General features: G+C 43.6%; 17 protein-coding genes. 7 read left to right on the top strand and 10 right to left on the bottom strand.

The window, feature by feature from the left end:
• Window positions 1-7 precede the first annotated feature (7 nt).
• The 3 genes from FW774_RS13120 to FW774_RS13110 all read right to left on the bottom strand — a co-directional run bounded on the left by FW774_RS13120 (window position 8) and on the right by FW774_RS13110 (window position 7,239).
• On the bottom strand, window positions 8-3,115 hold the full coding sequence (locus FW774_RS13120; RefSeq protein ID WP_149348651.1) for a SusC/RagA family TonB-linked outer membrane protein: 3,108 nt from the start codon (window positions 3,113-3,115) through the stop codon (window positions 8-10).
• A gap of 514 nt (window positions 3,116-3,629) precedes the next feature.
• On the bottom strand, window positions 3,630-5,711 hold the full coding sequence (locus tag FW774_RS13115) for a VWA domain-containing protein (RefSeq protein WP_149348650.1): 2,082 nt from the start codon (window positions 5,709-5,711) through the stop codon (window positions 3,630-3,632).
• 115 nt (window positions 5,712-5,826) lie between these two features.
• Window positions 5,827-7,239: a sialate O-acetylesterase gene (locus FW774_RS13110; RefSeq protein WP_149348649.1), complete on the bottom strand. Its 1,413-nt coding sequence runs from the start codon at window positions 7,237-7,239 to the stop codon at window positions 5,827-5,829.
• A 159-nt stretch (window positions 7,240-7,398) separates the two neighbouring features.
• Here FW774_RS13110 and FW774_RS13105 point away from each other — a divergent pair, with 159 nt between their 5' ends.
• Complete coding sequence (locus FW774_RS13105; RefSeq protein ID WP_149348648.1) at window positions 7,399-7,905, top strand: DUF962 domain-containing protein; 507 nt, start codon at window positions 7,399-7,401, stop codon at window positions 7,903-7,905.
• Between the two features lie 71 nt (window positions 7,906-7,976).
• On the top strand, window positions 7,977-8,681 hold the full coding sequence (locus FW774_RS13100; RefSeq protein WP_149348647.1) for an SDR family NAD(P)-dependent oxidoreductase: 705 nt from the start codon (window positions 7,977-7,979) through the stop codon (window positions 8,679-8,681).
• 296 nt (window positions 8,682-8,977) lie between these two features.
• Here the strand turns inward: FW774_RS13100 and guaB are convergent, their stop codons facing one another.
• Window positions 8,978-10,453 (bottom strand): IMP dehydrogenase, encoded by a 1,476-nt coding sequence (gene guaB, locus FW774_RS13095; RefSeq protein ID WP_149348646.1) that lies wholly within the window; start codon window positions 10,451-10,453, stop codon window positions 8,978-8,980.
• 729 nt (window positions 10,454-11,182) lie between these two features.
• A complete protein-coding gene (locus tag FW774_RS13090) occupies window positions 11,183-13,129 on the bottom strand; it encodes a KUP/HAK/KT family potassium transporter (protein ID WP_149348645.1) in 1,947 nt (648 codons plus the stop codon).
• A 195-nt stretch (window positions 13,130-13,324) separates the two neighbouring features.
• Between FW774_RS13090 and FW774_RS13085 the strand changes: the two genes are divergently transcribed.
• Both FW774_RS13085 and FW774_RS13080 read left to right on the top strand, forming a co-directional pair.
• Window positions 13,325-13,888, top strand: coding sequence for a T9SS type A sorting domain-containing protein (locus FW774_RS13085; protein ID WP_149348644.1), 564 nt, complete (start codon window positions 13,325-13,327; stop codon window positions 13,886-13,888).
• Between the two features lie 329 nt (window positions 13,889-14,217).
• Window positions 14,218-14,730, top strand: a complete 513-nt coding sequence (locus FW774_RS13080) for a DUF6252 family protein (RefSeq protein ID WP_149348643.1) — start codon at window positions 14,218-14,220, stop codon at window positions 14,728-14,730.
• A 120-nt stretch (window positions 14,731-14,850) separates the two neighbouring features.
• Here the strand turns inward: FW774_RS13080 and FW774_RS13075 are convergent, their stop codons facing one another.
• On the bottom strand, window positions 14,851-15,207 hold the full coding sequence (locus FW774_RS13075) for a type II toxin-antitoxin system HigA family antitoxin (RefSeq protein ID WP_149348642.1): 357 nt from the start codon (window positions 15,205-15,207) through the stop codon (window positions 14,851-14,853).
• Complete coding sequence (locus tag FW774_RS13070; RefSeq protein WP_242457823.1) at window positions 15,191-15,502, bottom strand: type II toxin-antitoxin system HigB family toxin; 312 nt, start codon at window positions 15,500-15,502, stop codon at window positions 15,191-15,193. Before FW774_RS13070 ends, FW774_RS13075 begins: the two co-directional genes overlap by 17 nt.
• Before the next feature lie 125 nt (window positions 15,503-15,627).
• Between FW774_RS13070 and FW774_RS13065 the strand changes: the two genes are divergently transcribed.
• The 3 genes from FW774_RS13065 to FW774_RS13055 all read left to right on the top strand — a co-directional run bounded on the left by FW774_RS13065 (window position 15,628) and on the right by FW774_RS13055 (window position 17,689).
• The gene (locus tag FW774_RS13065; protein ID WP_410522738.1) at window positions 15,628-16,407 is read left to right on the top strand and encodes an N-acetylmuramoyl-L-alanine amidase family protein; all 780 of its coding nucleotides are present in this window, start codon (window positions 15,628-15,630) and stop codon (window positions 16,405-16,407) included.
• 8 nt (window positions 16,408-16,415) lie between these two features.
• Window positions 16,416-17,105: a helix-turn-helix transcriptional regulator gene (locus tag FW774_RS13060; protein WP_149348641.1), complete on the top strand. Its 690-nt coding sequence runs from the start codon at window positions 16,416-16,418 to the stop codon at window positions 17,103-17,105.
• 83 nt (window positions 17,106-17,188) lie between these two features.
• On the top strand, window positions 17,189-17,689 hold the full coding sequence (locus FW774_RS13055) for a DinB family protein (protein ID WP_149348640.1): 501 nt from the start codon (window positions 17,189-17,191) through the stop codon (window positions 17,687-17,689).
• A gap of 87 nt (window positions 17,690-17,776) precedes the next feature.
• Here the strand turns inward: FW774_RS13055 and FW774_RS13050 are convergent, their stop codons facing one another.
• From FW774_RS13050 to FW774_RS13040, 3 genes are all read right to left on the bottom strand, one after another.
• Window positions 17,777-19,027, bottom strand: a complete 1,251-nt coding sequence (locus tag FW774_RS13050; protein WP_149348639.1) for a hypothetical protein — start codon at window positions 19,025-19,027, stop codon at window positions 17,777-17,779.
• Between the two features lie 107 nt (window positions 19,028-19,134).
• On the bottom strand, window positions 19,135-19,422 hold the full coding sequence (locus tag FW774_RS13045; RefSeq protein ID WP_410522737.1) for a hypothetical protein: 288 nt from the start codon (window positions 19,420-19,422) through the stop codon (window positions 19,135-19,137).
• A 189-nt stretch (window positions 19,423-19,611) separates the two neighbouring features.
• Window positions 19,612-20,400, bottom strand: a complete 789-nt coding sequence (locus FW774_RS13040) for a hypothetical protein (RefSeq protein WP_149348637.1) — start codon at window positions 20,398-20,400, stop codon at window positions 19,612-19,614.
• Window positions 20,401-20,579: the final 179 nt, after the last annotated feature.

Here is a 20,579-nt window from a genome sequence, read left to right as displayed (position 1 = left end):
ATTATAATTAAAATTGAAAATTAACCCCTCCGTTAAACACCCGCATGGTAGGGTATACACGTCCCCATGCTTCACGGGCATCCGGATCTTTACTGTATTTCAGGTGATCCCAGGTAATGAGGTTATTACCGCTCACATACACCCGCATGGAATTTAACCCGATCCTTTTCAATGATTTTGCGGTGAACCGGTAACCCAGCTCCAGGTTTTTTAAGCGTATGTACGATGCATCCTGTATCCAGAAGCTGGAAGGCTTATAATTATGTCCCTGATCCGGAGAAAGCTCTACCCTCGGGAAGTCAATTTTCTCACCATTGTCATACCGCTCCTGCGACCAGCGCTCTAAATGCCATTCCTGGGCAGATCCCCACGATGATACAAAGGGATATGCGGCAGCCGAGCTAAAGCTTACCGATACGTGGGCTGTTCCCTGGAATAACACAGACAGATCAAATCCTTTCCATGAAAAACCGCCCTGCATGGTATAGGCAATCTCCGGCCAGTCTGAATATCCAACAGGCCCCATATCATCGTCATCGATAATACCACTATTATCTAAATCCTTATATTTCATATCACCAGGCTGCAAACCTCCCGTAGCCCATTTTGACTGCGGACCGGCATTGATCTCATCTATGGTATTGTAAAAGCCTTCGTACGTTAAACCGAAGTATTGCCCCAGCGACCGGCCGGTTCTTAACAAATATTCATACTTACGACTGGCCTCATCCTGGAAAATGATCTTATTGCGGGCAAACGAATAGCTTCCTTTTACCCAGTATTGCACCTGGTTAACTTTGCCGTCCCATCCCAGCTCTAATTCGAAACCGTGGTTATTTACTTTACCGATATTGGCCGGTGGTAATGCTGCCGCTACAAGTTCAGGTACTGTGCTCAAATTCCATAAAATGTTATCCCGCTTTTCTCTGAAATAATCGCCGGTAAAGGATAACCTATCGTTAAAGAACTTTATTTCTGCGCCAATATCCAGTTTCTTGGACCGCTCCCAGGTAACATCATGATTTCCAATAGCGCCTTCTTTATACATATTATACCGGGCAAAATCCACACCCGGGTTACCAAATGTAACCGCCTGATTTCCTCCATTGGAGAGCGTATATGGTGGATCAAGGTATAAATATCGTTGTCCTCCAATCTGGTCATTCCCTACTACACCATACGAGCCCCTGAACTTGATAAACGAAACATAGTCGTTCTTTGGAAAAAAGGGCTCGTTTGTAGGTATCCATCCCAGCGAGAAGGAAGGAAAAAAGCCAAAGCGCTTGCCTTCGGGAAATTGCTCGGAACCGTTGTACCCCATATTCACTTCGGTCATATAACGATTCTTATAATCGTAGGTAACCCTGGAAACTATGCCTAAATAAACATGAGGTAATTTATATAGCATAGCAGGAGCAACCTCCCTGGAAAAGTTACCCAATATCAAACCGCTGACATTGTGCGTTGAATTGAAAGAGCGCTTATAGTCAATGGCTGCTTCTGTATACACCTTACGCACTTTATTGGCATCGCCAATACCTTCAGATAAACTGGTAAAAGGGCCATCATCTGAGCTTTGGTATAAACGGTAACCTTCGGGGGCATTAGCGTCCTTTACAACCGTCCACTTCGGAAAATTACTGGTTCTAACCTTGTGTTTTAAGTAATAACTGTCATAAGCACCCATAGCCCTTACCGATAAGCCGGGTGTAACTTTATCCAGCTTATAGTTTACTGATAGATTGGTATTCAGGGTGCTGGAATAATCCTCTGTAATAAATGCTCCCACAGTGCTCGTTGGCCCGGCATCACCCCAGGGATTAAAATTGGGTAAATTACTATTAGCACCGGGTAAACCAATAACTTTCTCAATATATTTACCGTCAACAAATAACGGGCTCGTCATAGGCGGCCGGTTAGCTGCTTTATCAAAAGCTCCCCAGGCGCCTCCGTTCGGAATATAGTTATTGGTGATCTGGTTACCTAATTTAAGCGATACAGTCAGGTCTTTATTAACATTGAAATCAAAATTCATCCTGACATTATACTTATCATAGTTTTGCTTAAACGGAAATCCCAGGCTTTGCTCCGGTTTCTTATATCCCCCGCTTTGATTAAAGTAGCCTAATGAGGTATAGTATCGCATTTTATCGGTACCACCCGAAATGTTGGTATTATACTGCTGCTGAAATGAAAAGGGTTTGATCAGGTCATTGATCAGATCATTACTGGGATGAAAGATCGGGTCGGCACCGGACTTATAAAGATCCAGATCCTCCTGGGTAAACGTAGGTGTTTTCCCCCCGTTTACCTCGGCCTCATTCCTTAGCACAGCGTAATCGTATGAACCAAGATATTTCGGTAAAATGGTAGGCTGAATGGCCGCGGCATTCGTGGTAACATTTACTTGTGGTTTTCCCGGCTTACCTTGTTTCGTAGTAATCAGGATTACGCCGTTAGCACCTTGAACACCGTACACAGCTGTAGCTGAGGCATCTTTTAAAATACTGATGGATTCTATCTCATTAGGATCAAGGTTATTATAGGTATCCCGTGCTACCCCATCAATCATAATCAGGGGCTCCCTTCCCCCACTATTCAGAGTAGCCCTTCCCCGGATGTAAATGGTAGCCTTGTCACTTCCAAATTCTCCGGATTTTTGAACTGCCGATATACCTGCCGCCATACCGATTAAAGCGTTACTGATACCGGCTACAGGCGCTTTTACCAGATCGGCCCCCGAAACAGTTGAAATCGCCCCGGTAAGGGTTAGCTTCTTTTGCTCACCATAACCCACTACAACAACCTCATCTAATTCTTTCTGGTTAGTTTGCAGGTTTACGGTGATAAACGTTTTGTTGTTTACGGGTATTTCCCGGGTAATGTACCCCAGCGAGGTAATGACCAGAACACCGTTTGCCGGTGCATTTACTGAGAACTCTCCGTCAGCATCCGTGCTGGTACCGATGTTGGTATTTTTTACACGTACGCTGGCTCCTGGTACAGGCTCATTGCCCTCCATTACCTTTCCTTTAACCGTTACTGTTTGAGAGAAACTTCGCCCGCACAGCAACAAGGAGAATACCCATGTAAGAATGAGTATGTTTTTTTTCATATTGCTTAAAATTTAGAAGTTTGGAATAATTGGTTTACTCGGATAACAATTTTCTTAGACAAAGATTAGAGTTAAACCGAGGCTTATAAATAGAGGTTTTTAGGAAAATAATGGACATTCTTCTTATCCATTAAAGATATCCCCGATTTCATTTCAATTAAATAAAACTGCGAAAAACCTCACCAAAATACCTATAGAGTTAAATATTTAGAAAAATTGCCCGGGATATCATCAAACAAAGTCCATCTTTTTAACAAGCAAATAGACTTTCTTACATAAACTTTCAATTGATAGGCCATAGCTTGCAAGTTGCAGGCAGCAGGTAAGAAACCAGGAACGTGGCCCACCCCGACCCTCCCAACCGCGTGCCGCCTTAGCTTTAGCGATGGCGCAAGGGAGGGAGTAAGCTTCCGGACTTTCGGTCTTTCTAACTTCCGGACTATCCGCTATGAACCATAAGCCATCAGCCACGTACAACGTAAAACTTACAACTTAAAACCCTCTTGCCTTTACATCAGACCTCCCCGTTACGCTTGCGTAAAAACCATTCGGCAGATAATAACAGGAGCAGCAGGATAGCGACCGCTTTCAGGTTGATCATATCCTCATAGCGTTTGTCCTCGTAACTTACCGATTTGATCAGCTCGTTCTTTTTCAGCAGTTCAGGCAATTGGGCTATCTTACCAGGATAAAGCATACTGCCACCCGTAGCTTGTGCTAACTGAAATAATAACTGGTGATTGGCGGTTGTTTGCTGCAATTCTGCCAGTTGCTGCTCCACAATAAAGCGACCGCTTGCGGTAAGCTTATGATTGGCCAGTTGTGTAGCAGCACTGAACGTGTATTCGCCCGCAGGTAAGGTGCCCGCGTTAAGCACATAAGCATTCTGGTTGCGTGTAAACAGGTAATTATAGGTTTTATTTTGCTTGTTTTTTACCGTCAGGCTAACCTCCGGGGTGTTAATTAGCTGGTAAGCATCGGTATACAATTCGGCGTTAAACTGTACGGGCAAGTTTTCGGGGAAAGCGTTTTGTGTGGGATAAACCCTGAATTTCCGTTGGTCATCGCGGGCAGATAAATACTGGATGATTTTAGAAACCAGCTCATTCACAGCATCGTGATTGTTATGCTCGGCGAAATCGTTTAGACGCCAGCGCCAAATGCCCTCGCCCGTTAAAACCGCGATTTTACGTTGATTTTCATCCGAAAATAATAATAATGGATTCGCTGTCACAATTTTCCCAACCTGCTGGTTCAGCAAAACCGTACTTTGTGCCTTCGGCGTGTAATTCCCGAAAGGGGCAGTAAGCGGTGCAAAATTTTGAATTTTGCCGAGTGTGCTGTCAGATACCGCAAAGGTGAAAAATCCTGTATTGGGCCTGGCCGTAGTTTCCTGAACGGTATTATTCCCCGAAATACTCAATGCATGCTGCATTTGCGAGAACCGGTTTACATCGCTTTGCGCACCTAAAATAAACCAGCAGGGCTTATGTTGAACGGCCTTAAAAATATCCTGAGCTGCTTGCGTTTGCGATGGCAGCTGATGCAGGATAATCAACCCGGCCTTGGCAATATCTTGTGGCTTGACATCGGCCGCCAGCGTGGTTTTCACCTCGTAACCTTTGTTAGATTCAATGGATTGCTTCAGGGCCGAGATATCCGGATGCGGAGCATTGGCAATGATCAGGATATTCTGCCTGTCGTCCAGCACATCCACAAAAATATGTTGTGTGTTATTTTCGGCAGAAAGCTCTCCGCTAACCGGCGATAGCCTGAATGTGAATTTCTGAATCCCTTTTTTCTTTGCCGGCAAAGCCGTGCGGATAATGGTGTGGTAGCTCCCTGACGAAATAGCAACCGGTTTGCTGAATATTACGCCCGAGCTATCGGCTATGGTAAGGTTTGTGGATTGACCGGCACACTGGTACGCGTCAATAAATACCTCAACCTCAAACTTATTGTCCAGGTAAACAATGCGGTTATAATTAATAGTGCTGATCACCACATCCCGTTTGGGTATGGTATCGCCCAGGGCGATGGTATAAACCGGGAATTTGTTTTGCCGGGCAAGATAAACCGGGTTGTCGCCGGTATTGTAAATACCATCCGAAGCCAGGATAACCGCCCCGATATTGCGGCCCGAGAACTGGCCGGTTACTGTTTTGAAAACGGCAGCTATATCGGTTGACGGCTCATTATAAGCGAAACGAAGACCCGGATTTACCTTCGAACCGAATGAAACGGTTTTTACCTCGTAATCCTCAGCCAGCGCCTGCTGCAGCTTATTAAGTGCATTTTTATAGACGCCGAAATCAAAGCCCTTGGCCGGACTTATTTTTATGGACGAAGAATTATCCTGCGCAAGAATAATAAGGGGCTTTTCTACGCTGCGGCTAATGCGGTTAATCAGCGGGGCAGACAATAAAAAGAATAATGCCGCAACAGTAATGCATCGCAGGGCAAAAAGGCTGTACGTTAAACGCAGCTTACCGAGCGGTTTGTAAAGCAGCCAGGCATAAAGCGCTCCAAGCAGCAGACTTAACAACAGCCAGAAAAAGTGGAACGAGCTAAAAAGGATATTCAATAAAAACGGCATACTACAAAACGTAAATATGCCACTTTTATTGAAAAATACGGATGCCGAACAATAAAATATGTGAACCTGCTGATGGTTTTACACAGTTATTTTAAAAATGTGCAAACAAGGCTTTTTACCGTACCTCGTCCCAGTTGTCTGTTCTGAATGAAGATGCCGGTATGCCGTCGTTATTGTACAGCTCGGCCACAACAAATTCTTTGAACGCATAACGTACCGCCACCGGTGCGCTAACCTGGTCGCTTTTTACGGTTACCTGGTTGCCTTTTATGGTAGCCTGCGCCGGGTAAAATTTCTTATCGCTGCCAGCCACTTCAAACAGGGTTAACGGTTTTCTGAACGAAGTGAGATAGGGGGCATTGTCAAAGCTCAACAGAACTTCGTTGCCTTTTACGGTCATGTTTTTAAGCATAGGCGCCCGATAGCCAATGCCTTTTATGCCGTACGTGTTGCCCAGCGCCCAGTATCCCAGCCGGTGCGCAGGAGTGGTTTTATCCATATAATGGATGTCCTTTTCCATGCCTACATCCAAAGCCGACGCCATGCCCGAGTTGGGAATGAGGCTCATGGCCTTTAACTGGGCTTCGCGTAAAAGCGGGCCGCTCCGGGTTTTATCTTTAGAGCCAAAAGGCGCAATTTGCACATAATAAAATGGCAGGTCGCCCATTTGCCACCGCTTGCGCCAGTCGGCAACCATAGCCGGGAAAAGCTTTCCGTAAAGTTGCGGCTCGTGGCGGTTACTTTCGCCCTGGTACCAGATAAACCCTTTGATGTTGAAGCCGATAAAGGGCACTATCATGCCGTTAAACAGGGTGGTCGGGAGCTTATTTGGCCGTTTAACGGTATCAATATTGGTTGGGATAGTTACCTGCGGAAAGCCGGCCAGGCTGGTTTTGCTCATCCACGATTCGATCATGGTGCCGCCGCTGCTGGATACGATCAGGCCAACAGGCACATGCAGTTTTTTTTGCAGCATATCGCCATATTGATAAGCTATGGCGCTGAAATTTCTTGCAGTTTCTGATGTGGATACGTTCCACTGGCCTTTGCAATCTGTTTGAGGCGATAGTGTTGCGGCCAATCCGGCGCTAAACAGGCGGAGGTTGTTATTATCGGCATTCAGGATAATTTCATTGCCATTTAAAATGGGCGAAGAATTTCCGGCCAGGGGCATTCCCATATTCGACTGGCCGGAACAGAACCAGACCTCGCCTATCATCACATTGCTGAGCGTTAAGGTTTCACCATCATTAAACGTGATGTTGTAAGGGCCTCCCGCAATGGGTGTAGATACCTTGACAGTCCAGCTACCTTTTGTGTCAGACGTTGCCTTGTATCGTTTATGATCCCACGAAGTTTCAATATTTACAGTGCTGTTGGCTTTGCTCCATCCCCATAGCTTTGCCTGCGATTGCTGCTGTAAAACCATATTATCGCCAATAAATGCCGGCAGCTTAACACGGGCACGTAAAAGAACAGGAAACAACAGTAATAAAATGATGTAAAGCGGTAGTGGGTATCTGGTCATATTCGTTATAATTAGGTACGGTTCAAAATTACCGGATACCAGCCGGCTTTTACCGGTTAATTGTTTCAATTATACCTTCTTAATTCGTCACATTTTCCGGCATTTGGCCCCGGTAAATAATTATTGACAGGCATTGGCCCTTTTATGTACTTTTAGGGCATGGCAAAAACCGAACAAAAACGGCCGATAGATACTTATTTTGAACAATATGCGGCGGCCCACCAACATCCTGTTAATAAGCTGATCCACTGGATCTGTGTTCCGATGATTGTTTTCAGCCTGTTTGGATTGGTGTGGGCCATCCCTTTTCCTCACCTGGATTTTTTAGGACGTTATAACGGTTTTATTAACTGGGCATCGTTCCTGCTGGCGGCGGTTGTGTACTATTACTACCGTTTATCGCCGGTACTATCGTATATTATGCTGATCTTCCTGATGGTGGCTTCTGCCGGTATTGTAGGGTTGGAAAAGCTGCACGAAAACCAGGGCTGGCCGCCGATGTGGATAAGCTGCCTGATTATTTTTGCACTATCGTGGATCGGGCAGTTTGCCGGACACAAAATTGAAGGGAAAAAGCCATCGTTTTTTGATGACCTCCGGTTTCTGCTGATCGGGCCGCTTTGGCTGCTGCATTTTATTTTTAAACGGCTTGGCATCAGGTATTAATGCTATTTTAAAACCGGCTGACAGTGCAGCTGTTAAAACAGTAAGAATTAAATAATTAATTATCGTACAACATGAATATTGTAATTAGCGGGGCAAGTAGTGGTGTAGGTTTTGAGGCGGTGCTTGACCTGATTATGGATAATGATAATCACGTAGTTGCCCTGGCAAGGTCTGAAAACAAGCTGCAACGCCTGTATGAAATTGCCAAAGGTCTGAACCCGGATTGCAGCCTGTTTCCTGCTAAGTTTGATATTGTTCACGACGATTATGCCGAAGGACTTATCCCTTTTGTGAAGCAGTACCTGGGCCCGGTAGATATTTTGATCAATAATGCCGGTTTGCTTGCTAATAAGCCGTTTACCGAAACCACACAGATCGACTTTGCCGAAATGCTGCAAAGCAATTTTTTAGGGCATGTAAAAATGATCCAGAACCTGCTGCCCCTGATCAACGAAGGCGGACATATTGTAAATATAGGCAGTATGGGTGGTTTCCAGGGCAGCGTAAAATTCCCGGGCTTATCGGCTTATTCGGCCAGTAAGGCCGCTTTGCATACCTTAACCGAGTGCCTGGCCTATGAGCTTGCCGACCGGAAGATCAAGGTGAACTGCCTGGCTTTAGGCTCAGCACAAACAGAGATGCTGGAGCTTGCCTTCCCCGGATTTCAATCGCCGGTACTGGCTTTTGAGATGGGCAAATATATTGCCGATTTCGCCCTGACCGGGCATAAGTTTTACAACGGGAAGATCCTGCCGGTAGCGGTGAGTACGCCATAAGGATGATGGCAGGACAACCCGGCGCCTTTGCACAGCTTTTCTTGCCATATCGCTGATTTTCAGCGAATTGACAACAGAGATATAACAAACCGGATGCTTGTCGGGAAGCCGGGGCTGACCAAAAAGCTCCCGTCATCCGGGGCAGGAAGCCATGGACGGTGTCTTCACCGTCCATTCATTAAAGCCTGTGAAATTTTTGAAATTTTAACAGGCTCTGAGAGTTTTCTACTTTGAATATGGAAAGTTCCTTGAAACCTTATGCATCACTCTTTCCACAAGGTCATCCTCTCATTATCTTACCGGCTATACTGGTAATTCGGCGCTTCCTTCGTTATGGTTATATCGTGCGGATGGCTTTCACGCATACCAGCCGCTGTAATACGTACAAAACGGGCTTCCTGCAATTGGGCTATTGTAGCAGAACCACAATAGTGCATACCGGCACGTAATCCACCAATGTATTGATAAATTACCTCGGCCAGTGTACCTTTATAAGGAACGCGTCCTACAATACCCTCGGGAACAAGTTTGGTAACTACATCAGTCTCATCCTGGAAATAGCGGTCTTTAGAACCCTTAGCCATAGCCTCCACAGAACCCATTCCACGGTATGCCTTAAACTTACGGCCTTCGTAAATAATGGTTTCACCCGGAGATTCTTCCACGCCTGCGAAAAGCGAGCCCGCCATAATAGAGCTTGCCCCGGCAGCAATGGCCTTCACAATATCACCTGTTTGTTTAATGCCACCATCGGCAATAACCGGGATATTACGTCCACACAAGGCTTTTGCACATTCAAATACGGCATATAACTGCGGTACACCAACACCTGCCACAATACGAGTAGTGCAAATAGAACCGGGACCGATACCCACTTTAACAGCATCAGCACCGGCATCGGCTAATGCGATAGCAGCCTCGGCGGTAGCAATGTTTCCGGCAATAACCTGCAAATCGGGATAAAGCTTTTTAATGCTTTTTACCATTTCAATCACACCTTTAGAATGACCGTGAGCTGTATCTACGGTTACCACATCTACACCGGCCTGCACCAACGCGGCAACACGGTTCAGGTTATCCGCGGCAACACCAACGGCAGCGCCTACCCGTAACCGGCCATGCTCATCTTTGCAAGCTTTGGGATAATTCTTAAATTTCTGGATATCCTTAAACGTAATTAAGCCGATTAAAACGCCATCGGCATTTACCACGGGGAGCTTCTCTATTTTATAGTTCTGTAATATCTCTTCGGCTTGCAACAAGTCCGTTCCTTCGGGTGCGGTAACCAGGTTATCTTTGGTCATCACCTCCTTTACCGGCTTATTCATATCCTTCTGAAAACGCAAATCACGGTTGGTGATAATGCCCACCAGCTTATTTCCTGCCGAAACCACCGGTATCCCACCAATACTGTAACCCTCCATCAGCTTTACAGCATCGCCAACAAGCGCATTTTCTGCCACGGTTACCGGGTCTTGTATCATACCACTTTCAGAACGCTTTACCTTACGCACTTCTTCGGCCTGACGCTGGATGGTCATATTCTTATGCAGCATACCGATTCCGCCGGCCTGAGCTATTGCGATAGCCAGATCTGCCTCAGTAACCGTATCCATTGCCGCGGATACAATAGGAACATTCAGCTTAATTTTTGAGGTTAAATACGTGCTGGTATCAACATCGCTTGGTAAAACTTCAGAGTAGGCAGGTATCAGTAAAACATCGTCGTAAGTAAGTCCCTCGGCGACAAATTTTTCGGGGTCAAGTTGCATGGCAAATACGTTTTAGAACTATTATTTGCCGGGCAAAGATAGAAATAATTTATGAAAACTGGAAATTGAAATTAGGAAGATACATGTGGCTGATAGTTCATGGTTCATAGCCTATGGCGAACAGTCCGGAAGTCGGGAAAGTCAGAAAGCAATAGTGAGAAACAAGAGCATAGAAGTAAGAAACAAGGTAGAAGCACTGCCGGCCTCCCCTTTCCTTCGGATAAGGGTTGGGGGTGAGGCTAAACAAGAGAATAGAAGCAAGAGACAAGACAGAAGAACACTGCCCTGCTCCCTCCCTTAGCTATCGTGTGGACACAAATATTATTTCGCTCTATACCGCGGGGCATCCTACTTTTGAGGCATCAAAAAGTAGGCAAAAATGCTTGTCAATCCCACTAGGAGCCTTTATCCACATAGCCTACGCTCATCAAAAAAACAGCGGCGCTTCGTTTTGTTCGTTAGTACAGATCGAACGCTTTATGCAAACTTGTTCACAAAACCACTACGTTTAAGGCTTGGCTGTGCTAAAGATACTATTCTGCAACTGTTTTTTTGATTTGTCCGGCTCTTGGGGATTGACGGCGTACTTCGGAAAATCTCTTACTTTTATCAAAGTAACCTGACGATTTGCTTAGTAGGCATACCGCATACATAACAACGGATTCATAGCTAAGAGTGATAGGATGTGTACGCACGATAGCTCCCCTAGAGAGAGTCGGGGTGGGCTCTCTAAATCCGTATCCGATTCAGTTTTACGTTCTCTGTAGTGGTTACAATCAACGGAACCTGCTCTACTGTAACAAAGCTCAGGTCTAAGCCAAAACCCCGCTCTTCCGACAAGCTGAAATGACGCAAAATAAAATAGTAATCCATAATAAAGCGCTCTATCAAATTTAATTTGTTTGACCGCGACAGGATTTTCTCCAGTACAACAAACCGGAAATCGCCTACTATTTTATACTTGTTCAGCGAAGCATAACGACTGGTAATATCTACCTCGCCGTTTTTCACCAGCTCTTCAACCACCAGCCTGAATAGCAGGTTGATACGCTGCTCAACCCTGAACCCGAGCTTAAAATCTATCCGGATAAGCTTATTGGGAATAAGCTCGTCAACAATATATTCACGGGTATATGGCTCATCCATTACATCCACATGCACCAGCCAATACACATCGGCACGCTTGGGCTTTTTCTGCAAAATAGAATACATGATTTTTGATTCTATTTCCGACTTGAAATTGGCGCTGGTAAGATATACCAGTTGCGAAGCATATTTAGGCACCGAAGTATCTTCGCTCAGCTCGCTGATGATAGGATAATAATCTTCTATCTCAACAAACTTTACATACCGGTTCTTTATCCGGCGTGCCGATGCCCATGTCCACATCACCGAAAACAAAACTCCGCTTAACAGGATGGTAAACCAGCCGCCATGCAGCAGTTTAGACATATTGGCTACAAAAAACGTAGACTCAATGCTCAGGTAGACAATTAAAAACAGGGCGATAAGATAGTTCGGGAACTTTTTACGCTTAAGATATACAGAGACTAAAATCGTAGTCATCAGGAAAGTCATGTTAATGGCTAATCCATAAGCGCCTTCCATATTACCCGACTTCCTAAAAATAAGGATCACCACGATACAGCCCAACCATAATATCCAGTTAATGGAAGGCACATATAATTGACCTTTCTGGTCTGACGGATAGTTAATTTTAACTTTCGGCCATAAATTAAGCCGGACAGCTTCCGAAATCAACGTAAACGACCCGGTTACCATTGCCTGGCTGGCAATAATAGCCGCAATAGTAGCAATAGCGATACCAAACATCAGGAACCAGTCGGGCATAAGCGCATAAAATGGGTTATCCACGCCGGCGGTAAGCGTATTTCCCTGATGCTGCCATAGCCATACGCCCTGTCCCATGTAGTTGAGCAGCAGGCAGGTTTTTACATAAATCCAGCTAATGCGAATATTAGACCGGCCACAATGTCCCAAATCAGAATACAAAGCCTCAGCTCCCGTAGTACACAGGAATACAGCCCCTAAAATCAATAGCGAACCTGGCTTGGCCGACAGCAAATGAACGGCATAATACGGGTTAATAGCTTTAAGAATAGATGGAAACTGGAATACGTAAACCCCGCCCAATATCGCCATCATGGTAAACCAGATGAACATCAGGGGGCCAAATGCCCGTCCAACCAACGACGTACCAAATTGCTGTATGATAAACAGCGCCGTGATAATGGCTACCACAATAGGCACCGTAGGCAAACCCGCATATTTGGCATTTAAACCTTCAATAGCGGCCGAAACCGTTATCGGAGGCGTAATCATACCATCGGCCAGCAGCGTACAACCACCTATCATGGCCGGGTAGATCAGCCACTTTGCCTTTCTGCGCACTAACGAAAACAGCGAAAAAATACCACCCTCACCCTTATTATCCGCCCTGAGCGTGATGATCACATATTTAACAGTGGTTTGCAACGTCAACGTCCAGAAAATACACGATAAGCCGCCCAATATGGTATCTGCCGCTATAGCCTGGGTACCAATTATCGCTTTAAAAACATATAAAGGCGATGTACCGATATCACCATAAATAATACCTAAACTAATAAGCAGACCGGCAGATGAGAGCTTGTGTAAATCCTTATGATTAGTCACCTTTAAGCAGTTCGTTAAATACGGGCACAAAAGTACACCTTATAACCAATAAATCAATTTGATTTTCAGCCTTTTTTAAGGTATAAATTTTGCGAACCATGTATGTTAAATTTTGTTAAATTATTAATCAGAGTAAGCGTAAATTTTGATACTATCTATATAATATTATTACTTTTGTATTGAATTTTAAACTGGATGAAAAAACTTTACTCTAAGTTGTTTGGCCCTGTATCTGTTGCATTAGCTGCTATAACAGTTTTATGCAATATAAGTTTGTATGCAGCGGTAGCTCCAACATTGAGCGATTCATCGCAGATTAAACAACAGTCGTCTGCCAAATCAACCAGCAAAATATCAGATACCCGGCCTAACAGACCTCTGTTAACCCGCATCACTTCTTCTATATTCGGTTTTATTCCGTTCAATCCCAATACGCTTAAAAGCTCTTCGCTTATTATCAACAGCACACCACAAAACCTGTTACAACCCGACGATAAAACAGTCAGCAACGTTAAGGTTTATCCTAATCCCGTGTCAGATTTGTTAAACCTCTCCTATCACGTTAACAGGAATGCCAATGTTACCATCAAGGTAATGGATGTGCTTGGCAATGAAATTACCACCCTGTTATCACAACGGGTATCGGCCGGCGAGCAAAGTAACACCTTCTATGTTGCCAACAAGCTCAACAGCGGCGTCTATTTTATTCGCCTTATGGTTGGCAACGAGTCCATCGTGAAACGGATTTCCGTTCAATAAAATACCTCTTGATATTTTTTGAAAAGCACTGCCGGAAGCACTTCGGAACCGGTAGTCCCGCTTTCCATTCATACGCCTGCAAGCCTTCCACACAGGCCGGTATCCATTACAATCGGGTTTAAATCGGCAATGCCATCCAACCATTTTATCAAAATACCAGGATCCCGGTATCTGTAGAACCGTTTAAAGGCTGGATTTTAGCCTCCCGGGAACATAAGAATATCGTTACAACAAAAAGCAAAAATCCGTGGAATTACGGATTGAATGCTGCACCGAAACCGGATTCTTTTGTGGTAAACAATAACCAAAACAATTTAACAGTATTAATTATGAAAACGCTCAAAACACTCATGGCAGCCGGATTAATTTTATTCTCTATTGCTGCATGCAAAAAAGACAAAGACGGCGGCGATGGCGGAAATGCCGCGGAAGGCACTATTAAAGCTAAAATAGCAGGCTCAAGTTGGGTTTCAATGACGGCCAGTGCAAATTTTGTGTCGACAGGTAAAGCTTTAACGATGATGGGGGTAGATATGGGAGGTAAAACCATTAACCTTATTATTACTGGTTATGATGAAAAACCCGGCACTTATGAAATAACCAGTGGCGGAGTAGCTATTGCGGTTACCGCATCTTATGTGGAAGCAAGTGTTAGCGGCTCAAAAACCTGGGCAGCACCCTATTCAGGCAGTGGGGCTATAGGAGAAGTAAAAATCTCTGAATTCTCTAAAACCGGAAATGTAAAAGGCACTTTTAAATTTAAAGCAAGAAATCAAAATGATAGTAACGATTTCAAAGAGATCACAGACGGTTCTTTTAATTTAAAAGTTAAAAGTTACTAAAAAACATCCCTACGCTGGTGTGAGCCTGTAGCTCACACCTTGCAATGCTTCTATTAATAATTAACGCCCTTTTAATAACGCTGCCGGAATATTCCGGGCAGCGTTTATTATTTTCATACATCAATACTTACCAATTAAGCTTACCGCAGGTATTCCCAAAGCGTCGTGTAACCGCCGAATCATTTCTAAGCTTAGTTTACGTTTGCCGCTCAGTATTTCAGACTGCCGGCTTCTGGCGCCCAAAATCTTCGAGAGTTCTGTTTCCGGTTTGCCTAATTGTTCCAACCTGAACTTTATTGCATCAATGGGATTTGGAGGCATAACCGTGTAATGCTCTTTCTCATAATGTTCTATTAAAAGCGTTAAAAGTTCCAGCCTGTCTTGATCTTCACCTTCTAAATTATCTCGCTGCATGAGGCTATATGCATCTTCAAGTGCATTTTCGTATTCTTCCTCGGTTTTAATGAGCCTTAACATACTTAATCTCCTTAACATTAATTTTATCATACGCAGCATGCGTACCAATCCATACAATAAATACTATTTTCAACCGAAACTCAATATCTGCAATTAACCTGAAATCATTGCCTTTAATATTAAACACAAACCTCTTTCCCGTAATCACATCCGCAAAAGGATAATCATTAATTATATCTCCCGGTTTCTCCCAATTACTATCCTCCGCTTCCTTAAACCAAGCCTCTAAATGCTTTTTAGACGAAGCATTTTCCTGATAAAATCCAACCAGTGTCTTTTTAGCGATTATTCGCATATACAAATATATTACCAAAATGGTAACATTCCAATTCTTAATTATCTTTCAGCCTCTCCGGTTTATACGTTAGATAAACATCAGTATATTTGCCGGCCAGATACGTAACTATAAATACTACAGTTTTGAACGGCTTAAAGACAATCCTCCTTTATTTCTTATGTATTTGCAGCGTTGCAGTTCATGCACAAAGCTTATCCGGCAAGGTAAAAACCATTGTTATTGATGCCGGTCACGGCGGCGAAGACAGCGGTGCATCGGGCGCCTATTCCAAAGAGAAAAACGTAGCGCTTAAAATAGCGCTTGGTTTAGGCAAAGCCATTAAAAAAGAGCTGCCGGATGTGAAGGTAATCTATACCCGCACCACCGATGTTTATGTAAAATTATACGACCGTATTGGCATAGCCAACAATGCAAAAGCCGATCTGTTTATTTCCATCCACTGTAATTCCCTCCCCTATAAAACGCCGGGCAGAAGCTCATACCGGGGCGCTGAAACGCTGGTATCGGGGTTTAACCGCTTAAATGAGCAGGATGTCGCCATACGCGAAAACGCCTCTATCCTGCTTGAAAAAGATTATAAAGACAATTATGGTGGTTACGATCCGAAAGACCCGGAAAGTATCATCATCCTGTCGCTCATGAAAAACCAGTTCCGCAAGCAAAGCCTGGCGCTGGCAACCTATATCCAGGATCAGTTCAAAGCGGCCGGACGTATAGACCGCGGCGTACGGGAACAAAGCCTGGCCGTGCTGGCCCGTGCCGGCATGCCCGCTGTACTTACAGAAATTGGGTATATTAGCAGTACCGAAGAAGAAGATTATCTCAATTCTGAAAAAGGCCAGGAAGAAGTGATCAGCAACCTGCTTAATGGTATAAAAGCATACAAATTACAGGCCGAGTAAGCAATATCATGAACCGCATTGACAGACTTTTTGGAATATCCACGTTGCTGCAATCGCGAAAATATGTCACTACCGAAACCATAGCCCAAACGTTTGATATCAGCATCCGAACCGTTTACCGGGATATACGGGCGCTGAACGAGCAGGGAATCCCGGTAGGATTTGAACCGAACAAAGGTTATTTCCTGGCCGAAGGATATTTTTTACAGCCCGTATCGTTTAACACCGAAGAAGCCAATGCCCTGCTGTTAATAGAATCGCTTGTCAGCGGATTTACAGACAAATCCATACAGACCTATTATGCCAGCGCTTTGAATAAGATCAAGGCCGTATTACGATCGGCGCAGAAAGAAAAGCTCGAAGCCCTGAATGAAAACATCAGATTACAGCTTCCGTCCTGCTTTAACTATAATTTTAACTATTTGTCTGCGCTTCAAAATGCCATATCAGCAAAAAAGATAATTGATATTGATTACAGGAACAGCCAGGATGAGATCAGCCGTCGTGAGCTTGAGCCTATCGGATTAGTATTTTACGCCTTAAACTGGCATTTAATTGCCTGGTGTCACAAACGTAATGAATACCGCGATTTCCGGGTATCACGTATCCAGAAGATCCGCAACCTGGATATACCTTTCCGCAAAACTGATCATATTACGCTGAACGAGTATATGGAGTTTCTGCCGGTGAATTATTAGTTTTTTTCATGTTTCAAAATACACTGCCATAGGGTTGTCAGTGCGGGCGGTTTGCTTTGCAGTAACTATTAAAAAATACTGTTATGCAAATCATTGAATTATTATTGAAAGAAATGGAGCAGGAGGCTCAGACAACCCGTAAAATGCTAAGCCGTGTACCCGCCGATAAGTTCAACTGGCAGCCTCATCCCAAAAGCATGATCCTGAAACGGCTGGCTACGCATGTGGCCGAACTACCCTCATGGGTAACCATGACATTAACCACTTCAGAGCTTGATTTTGCCAGCAGCCCGTACAACCCCAAAGACATTAAAAGTACCGAAGAGCTGGTAAACTACTTTGAAGAGTGTTGGGCCGACGGAAAAGCCCATCTGGAAAAAGCACAGGAAAGCGACCTTACCGGCAGCTGGACCTTACGCAACGGCGATGAAATATACAGCACTTCAACCAGGTATGAGGTTATCCGTATGGCTTTTTGCCAGATTGTACACCACCGGGCTCAATTAGGCGTTTATCTTCGCCTGCTGGACATTCCCCTCCCAGGCAGCTATGGCCCCAGCGCTGATGAATCTGATTTTAGTTAATGCCATTCCAAAACAGTCGCTCAGATACGGCAAACAGCCTTGTGTTTATAGAGACACGAGGCCGTTTGCCGGTATTATTATCGGTACCTATTTATGCTTACCAAGCACATAGTTAAATGATGCCTGTATCATTCTGTTATAAATACCATAAAACAGGTAGTTTGTTATAGAACCGGCCGGAGCCAGATAGGTTAGCGTGAATCCATAATTACGGTTAATTAAAGCCCCTGCTTTTACAGGAATACTTAACCAAGCAGGTTGCAGATCAACGGGATGGTCGTACGTTGCTGAATTATTTGAGTATACGGTAAGGTTTTTATTGTTATAATATTTAGAAAGATTTATGGCAAACCCGGTACCCACAAAAAATTTAAAAGCCTCTTTATTGTAAATATTATAAACGTATTGCGGAGAAAAGGATAAAGTATATTGCGTAAATGAATGTTTATAAAAAACATTATCACCAGGTTTTCCCAAAGTTATTTCGGGCTTAGATACCAAAGCGGACAAGCCAAAATGAATAAGATTACGCCCTGTATTTGGATTGAACAGCCAATCTAATCCACCCGAAATTTGCGGCGTATAAGACGCCTTACTTGTTGCATTTACCCCCGCTAAAGCATTGTCGCCTTTGTAATAAGCCGTACTTGCATTTATTCCTGCGCCTACAATCCAACGAATATGCGATGCTGAACCGTTCTTCCTTTTTTCGCTGTCGCCATTAATCTGCATCACACATTTTTTCAGATCCTGGGCATTATAGCCTGTGCCTGCTATAGTGTTCATTATATCAGCGTTATATACTCCTAATTTTATAGCGATAAGAATAAGCTGTTGCTGGTATTTCCTTTTGGTAACAACTTTAGAGGCCGAATCATAGTATTCACGGTAGGTTAATTCTTTGGGAGTATGATCTTCGGCAGTTTGAATATAATAACGAGGTTTTATTTCATCTATATAGGCATACAACAGCAGCTTTTTACCAGGATATAGCACCTTTAAAAACACCGTATCAGTTATACTCGTGCTATCTGCTCCTGTAGATAACAAAGACAAATCACTAACCTTGTCTGTACTGATTGAAACTATGGCACTTTTGTATATTTCTAAATCCGAAACATTAAATCCCCTAATGGTTTGCGGCGTAAATTCAATTGTTTTTCCATCGGGCGTTTTTCTAAATGCAATTTTCTTAGGATTATTATTCCATTCCTGGTAATTAATAAAACCTTTCAGTGTATCGCTTTGCGTGGTTATTACAAATCCGGGCTGGTAGTTTGCCTGGCCATAAACAAAGCTGGCCAAAGCCATGATCATACTTGTAAAAATATATTTCATTCCCTCATTGTTAATTAATATCTATCTGAAAAAAACATTTCTATTTTTATTGAGAAAGGATGCTGGCATTATGGAGTATAATGATCCTGTAAGCCCCTTCCCTGTTTTTATTTGGATGCCGATTTATTCAAAAAATAACTAAACGATACCTGCATCATCCGGTTATTAACTTTATAATATACATAATTGGTTATCGGAATAAGCGGCTGCAAATAGGCAACTGTAATACCGTAATTACGTTTAAGTATAATGCCTGCTTTAACCGGTACACTCCACCAATATGGCTCAAGCTTAACAGCAGGGTAAGTTGTTGATACTCCTGATGATGAATAACGGTTTGTAGTACTGATATTATGCTGATATTGAGACCAATTAAATGACAGGCCTGTACCCATAAAAAATTTCAGTTGTTTCTTGTTATAGATATTATAGATGTATTGAGGAGCAAGAGAAACCGTATATTGTGTAAAAGAATGGTTATGCTCTACTTTTCCGCCCGATGTGTTTGCACTGATCTCTGGTTTAGAAACCGAGCCGGATAACTCTATACGAAATATACTCCGGCCAATATTGGGATTAAATAATCAATCTAAACTCACGGAGGCTACAGGCAGATAAGAGGTTTTGTTAACTGCATCCGGTGCGGCCAGGTCATGATCTCCTTTATAATAAGCTGTGCTTGCATTAATGCCGGCTCCAATTACCCAGCGGATACGCGACAGATCGTATCTTTTAACTTTAGCCCGGTTGTCGCCGTTTATTTTTGCAACACATTTTATTAAATCTGCTGCCGTATAACCAGCAAACCGAATGGCATTCTCAACATCGGCAGTGTAATTTTTTGCCTGCATTGCAGCAGCGATCAATTGCTTTTGATATCCTCTTACAATAGTTATCGTTCTTTCGCTCCCTTTATTATAGTATTGCCGGTATACCAGTTCTACCGGAGCAGCGTCTGTATTATGCTGTATATAGTAACGTGATTTTATTTTATCTGTATAAGAGAGCAGCTTAACTTTCGGCCCCTGATATACCGTTTTCAGAAACACAGTGTCAATTACACTACTGGTATCTACCCCTGATGACAGGTCGCCATCAATTCTGTCTTTACTGATAGGAATAATCATGGCACGATAAGCATCCATGCTATCAATGCTAATATAAGTTACATCCCGAACGCCAAGTTTCTTTATCTCACTATCGGGCGCCGGCTTAAATAAAAAGAATGCGGGATTATTATTCCATTCCCTATAATCAATAAATCCTTTCAGTGTATCGTTTTGCGTGGTTACTACAAATCCGGGCTGGTAGTTTGCCTGGCCATAGGCCATCCAGGCCAGCAGCATGGCCATGCTTGTAAAGATGTATTTCATTCCCCTATTTTTTTTATGATCGGTTAAAGCAAAAGTAAAATTCTCTTTCATCCTGAAAGAAAAAATTTTACTTTTCAGGGAAATGCATTTCTATCAAAGGCCTGCCTGTTTTCATTCCGAACCCCGAAATTACCCGGAGGATCTCACTGCGCTTAGCTTTTGAATTTTAACTTTTGAGT

The organism is Pedobacter sp. BS3 (assembly GCF_008274585.1).
Taxonomy (GTDB): domain Bacteria; phylum Bacteroidota; class Bacteroidia; order Sphingobacteriales; family Sphingobacteriaceae; genus Hufsiella_A.
The sequence above is the reverse complement of the archived record's forward strand: the minus strand, read 5'-3'. Positions and strand labels throughout refer to the sequence as shown.

Bases quoted from the DNA above. Each gene is read 5' to 3' on its own strand.
- FW774_RS13120 (WP_149348651.1), bottom strand. From the start codon at position 3,115: ATGAAAAAAAACATACTCATTCTTACATGGGTATTCTCCTTGTTGCTG.
- FW774_RS13115 (WP_149348650.1), bottom strand. From the start codon at position 5,711: ATGCCGTTTTTATTGAATATCCTTTTTAGCTCGTTCCACTTTTTCTGG.
- FW774_RS13110 (WP_149348649.1), bottom strand. From the start codon at position 7,239: ATGACCAGATACCCACTACCGCTTTACATCATTTTATTACTGTTGTTT.
- FW774_RS13105 (WP_149348648.1), top strand. From the start codon at position 7,399: ATGGCAAAAACCGAACAAAAACGGCCGATAGATACTTATTTTGAACAA.
- FW774_RS13100 (WP_149348647.1), top strand. From the start codon at position 7,977: ATGAATATTGTAATTAGCGGGGCAAGTAGTGGTGTAGGTTTTGAGGCG.
- guaB (WP_149348646.1), bottom strand. From the start codon at position 10,453: ATGCAACTTGACCCCGAAAAATTTGTCGCCGAGGGACTTACTTACGAC.
- FW774_RS13085 (WP_149348644.1), top strand. From the start codon at position 13,325: ATGAAAAAACTTTACTCTAAGTTGTTTGGCCCTGTATCTGTTGCATTA.
- FW774_RS13080 (WP_149348643.1), top strand. From the start codon at position 14,218: ATGAAAACGCTCAAAACACTCATGGCAGCCGGATTAATTTTATTCTCT.
- FW774_RS13075 (WP_149348642.1), bottom strand. From the start codon at position 15,207: ATGTTAAGGCTCATTAAAACCGAGGAAGAATACGAAAATGCACTTGAA.
- FW774_RS13070 (WP_242457823.1), bottom strand. From the start codon at position 15,502: ATGCGAATAATCGCTAAAAAGACACTGGTTGGATTTTATCAGGAAAAT.
- FW774_RS13060 (WP_149348641.1), top strand. From the start codon at position 16,416: ATGAACCGCATTGACAGACTTTTTGGAATATCCACGTTGCTGCAATCG.
- FW774_RS13055 (WP_149348640.1), top strand. From the start codon at position 17,189: ATGCAAATCATTGAATTATTATTGAAAGAAATGGAGCAGGAGGCTCAG.
- FW774_RS13050 (WP_149348639.1), bottom strand. From the start codon at position 19,027: ATGAAATATATTTTTACAAGTATGATCATGGCTTTGGCCAGCTTTGTT.
- FW774_RS13045 (WP_410522737.1), bottom strand. From the start codon at position 19,422: ATGGGTACAGGCCTGTCATTTAATTGGTCTCAATATCAGCATAATATC.
- FW774_RS13040 (WP_149348637.1), bottom strand. From the start codon at position 20,400: ATGAAATACATCTTTACAAGCATGGCCATGCTGCTGGCCTGGATGGCC.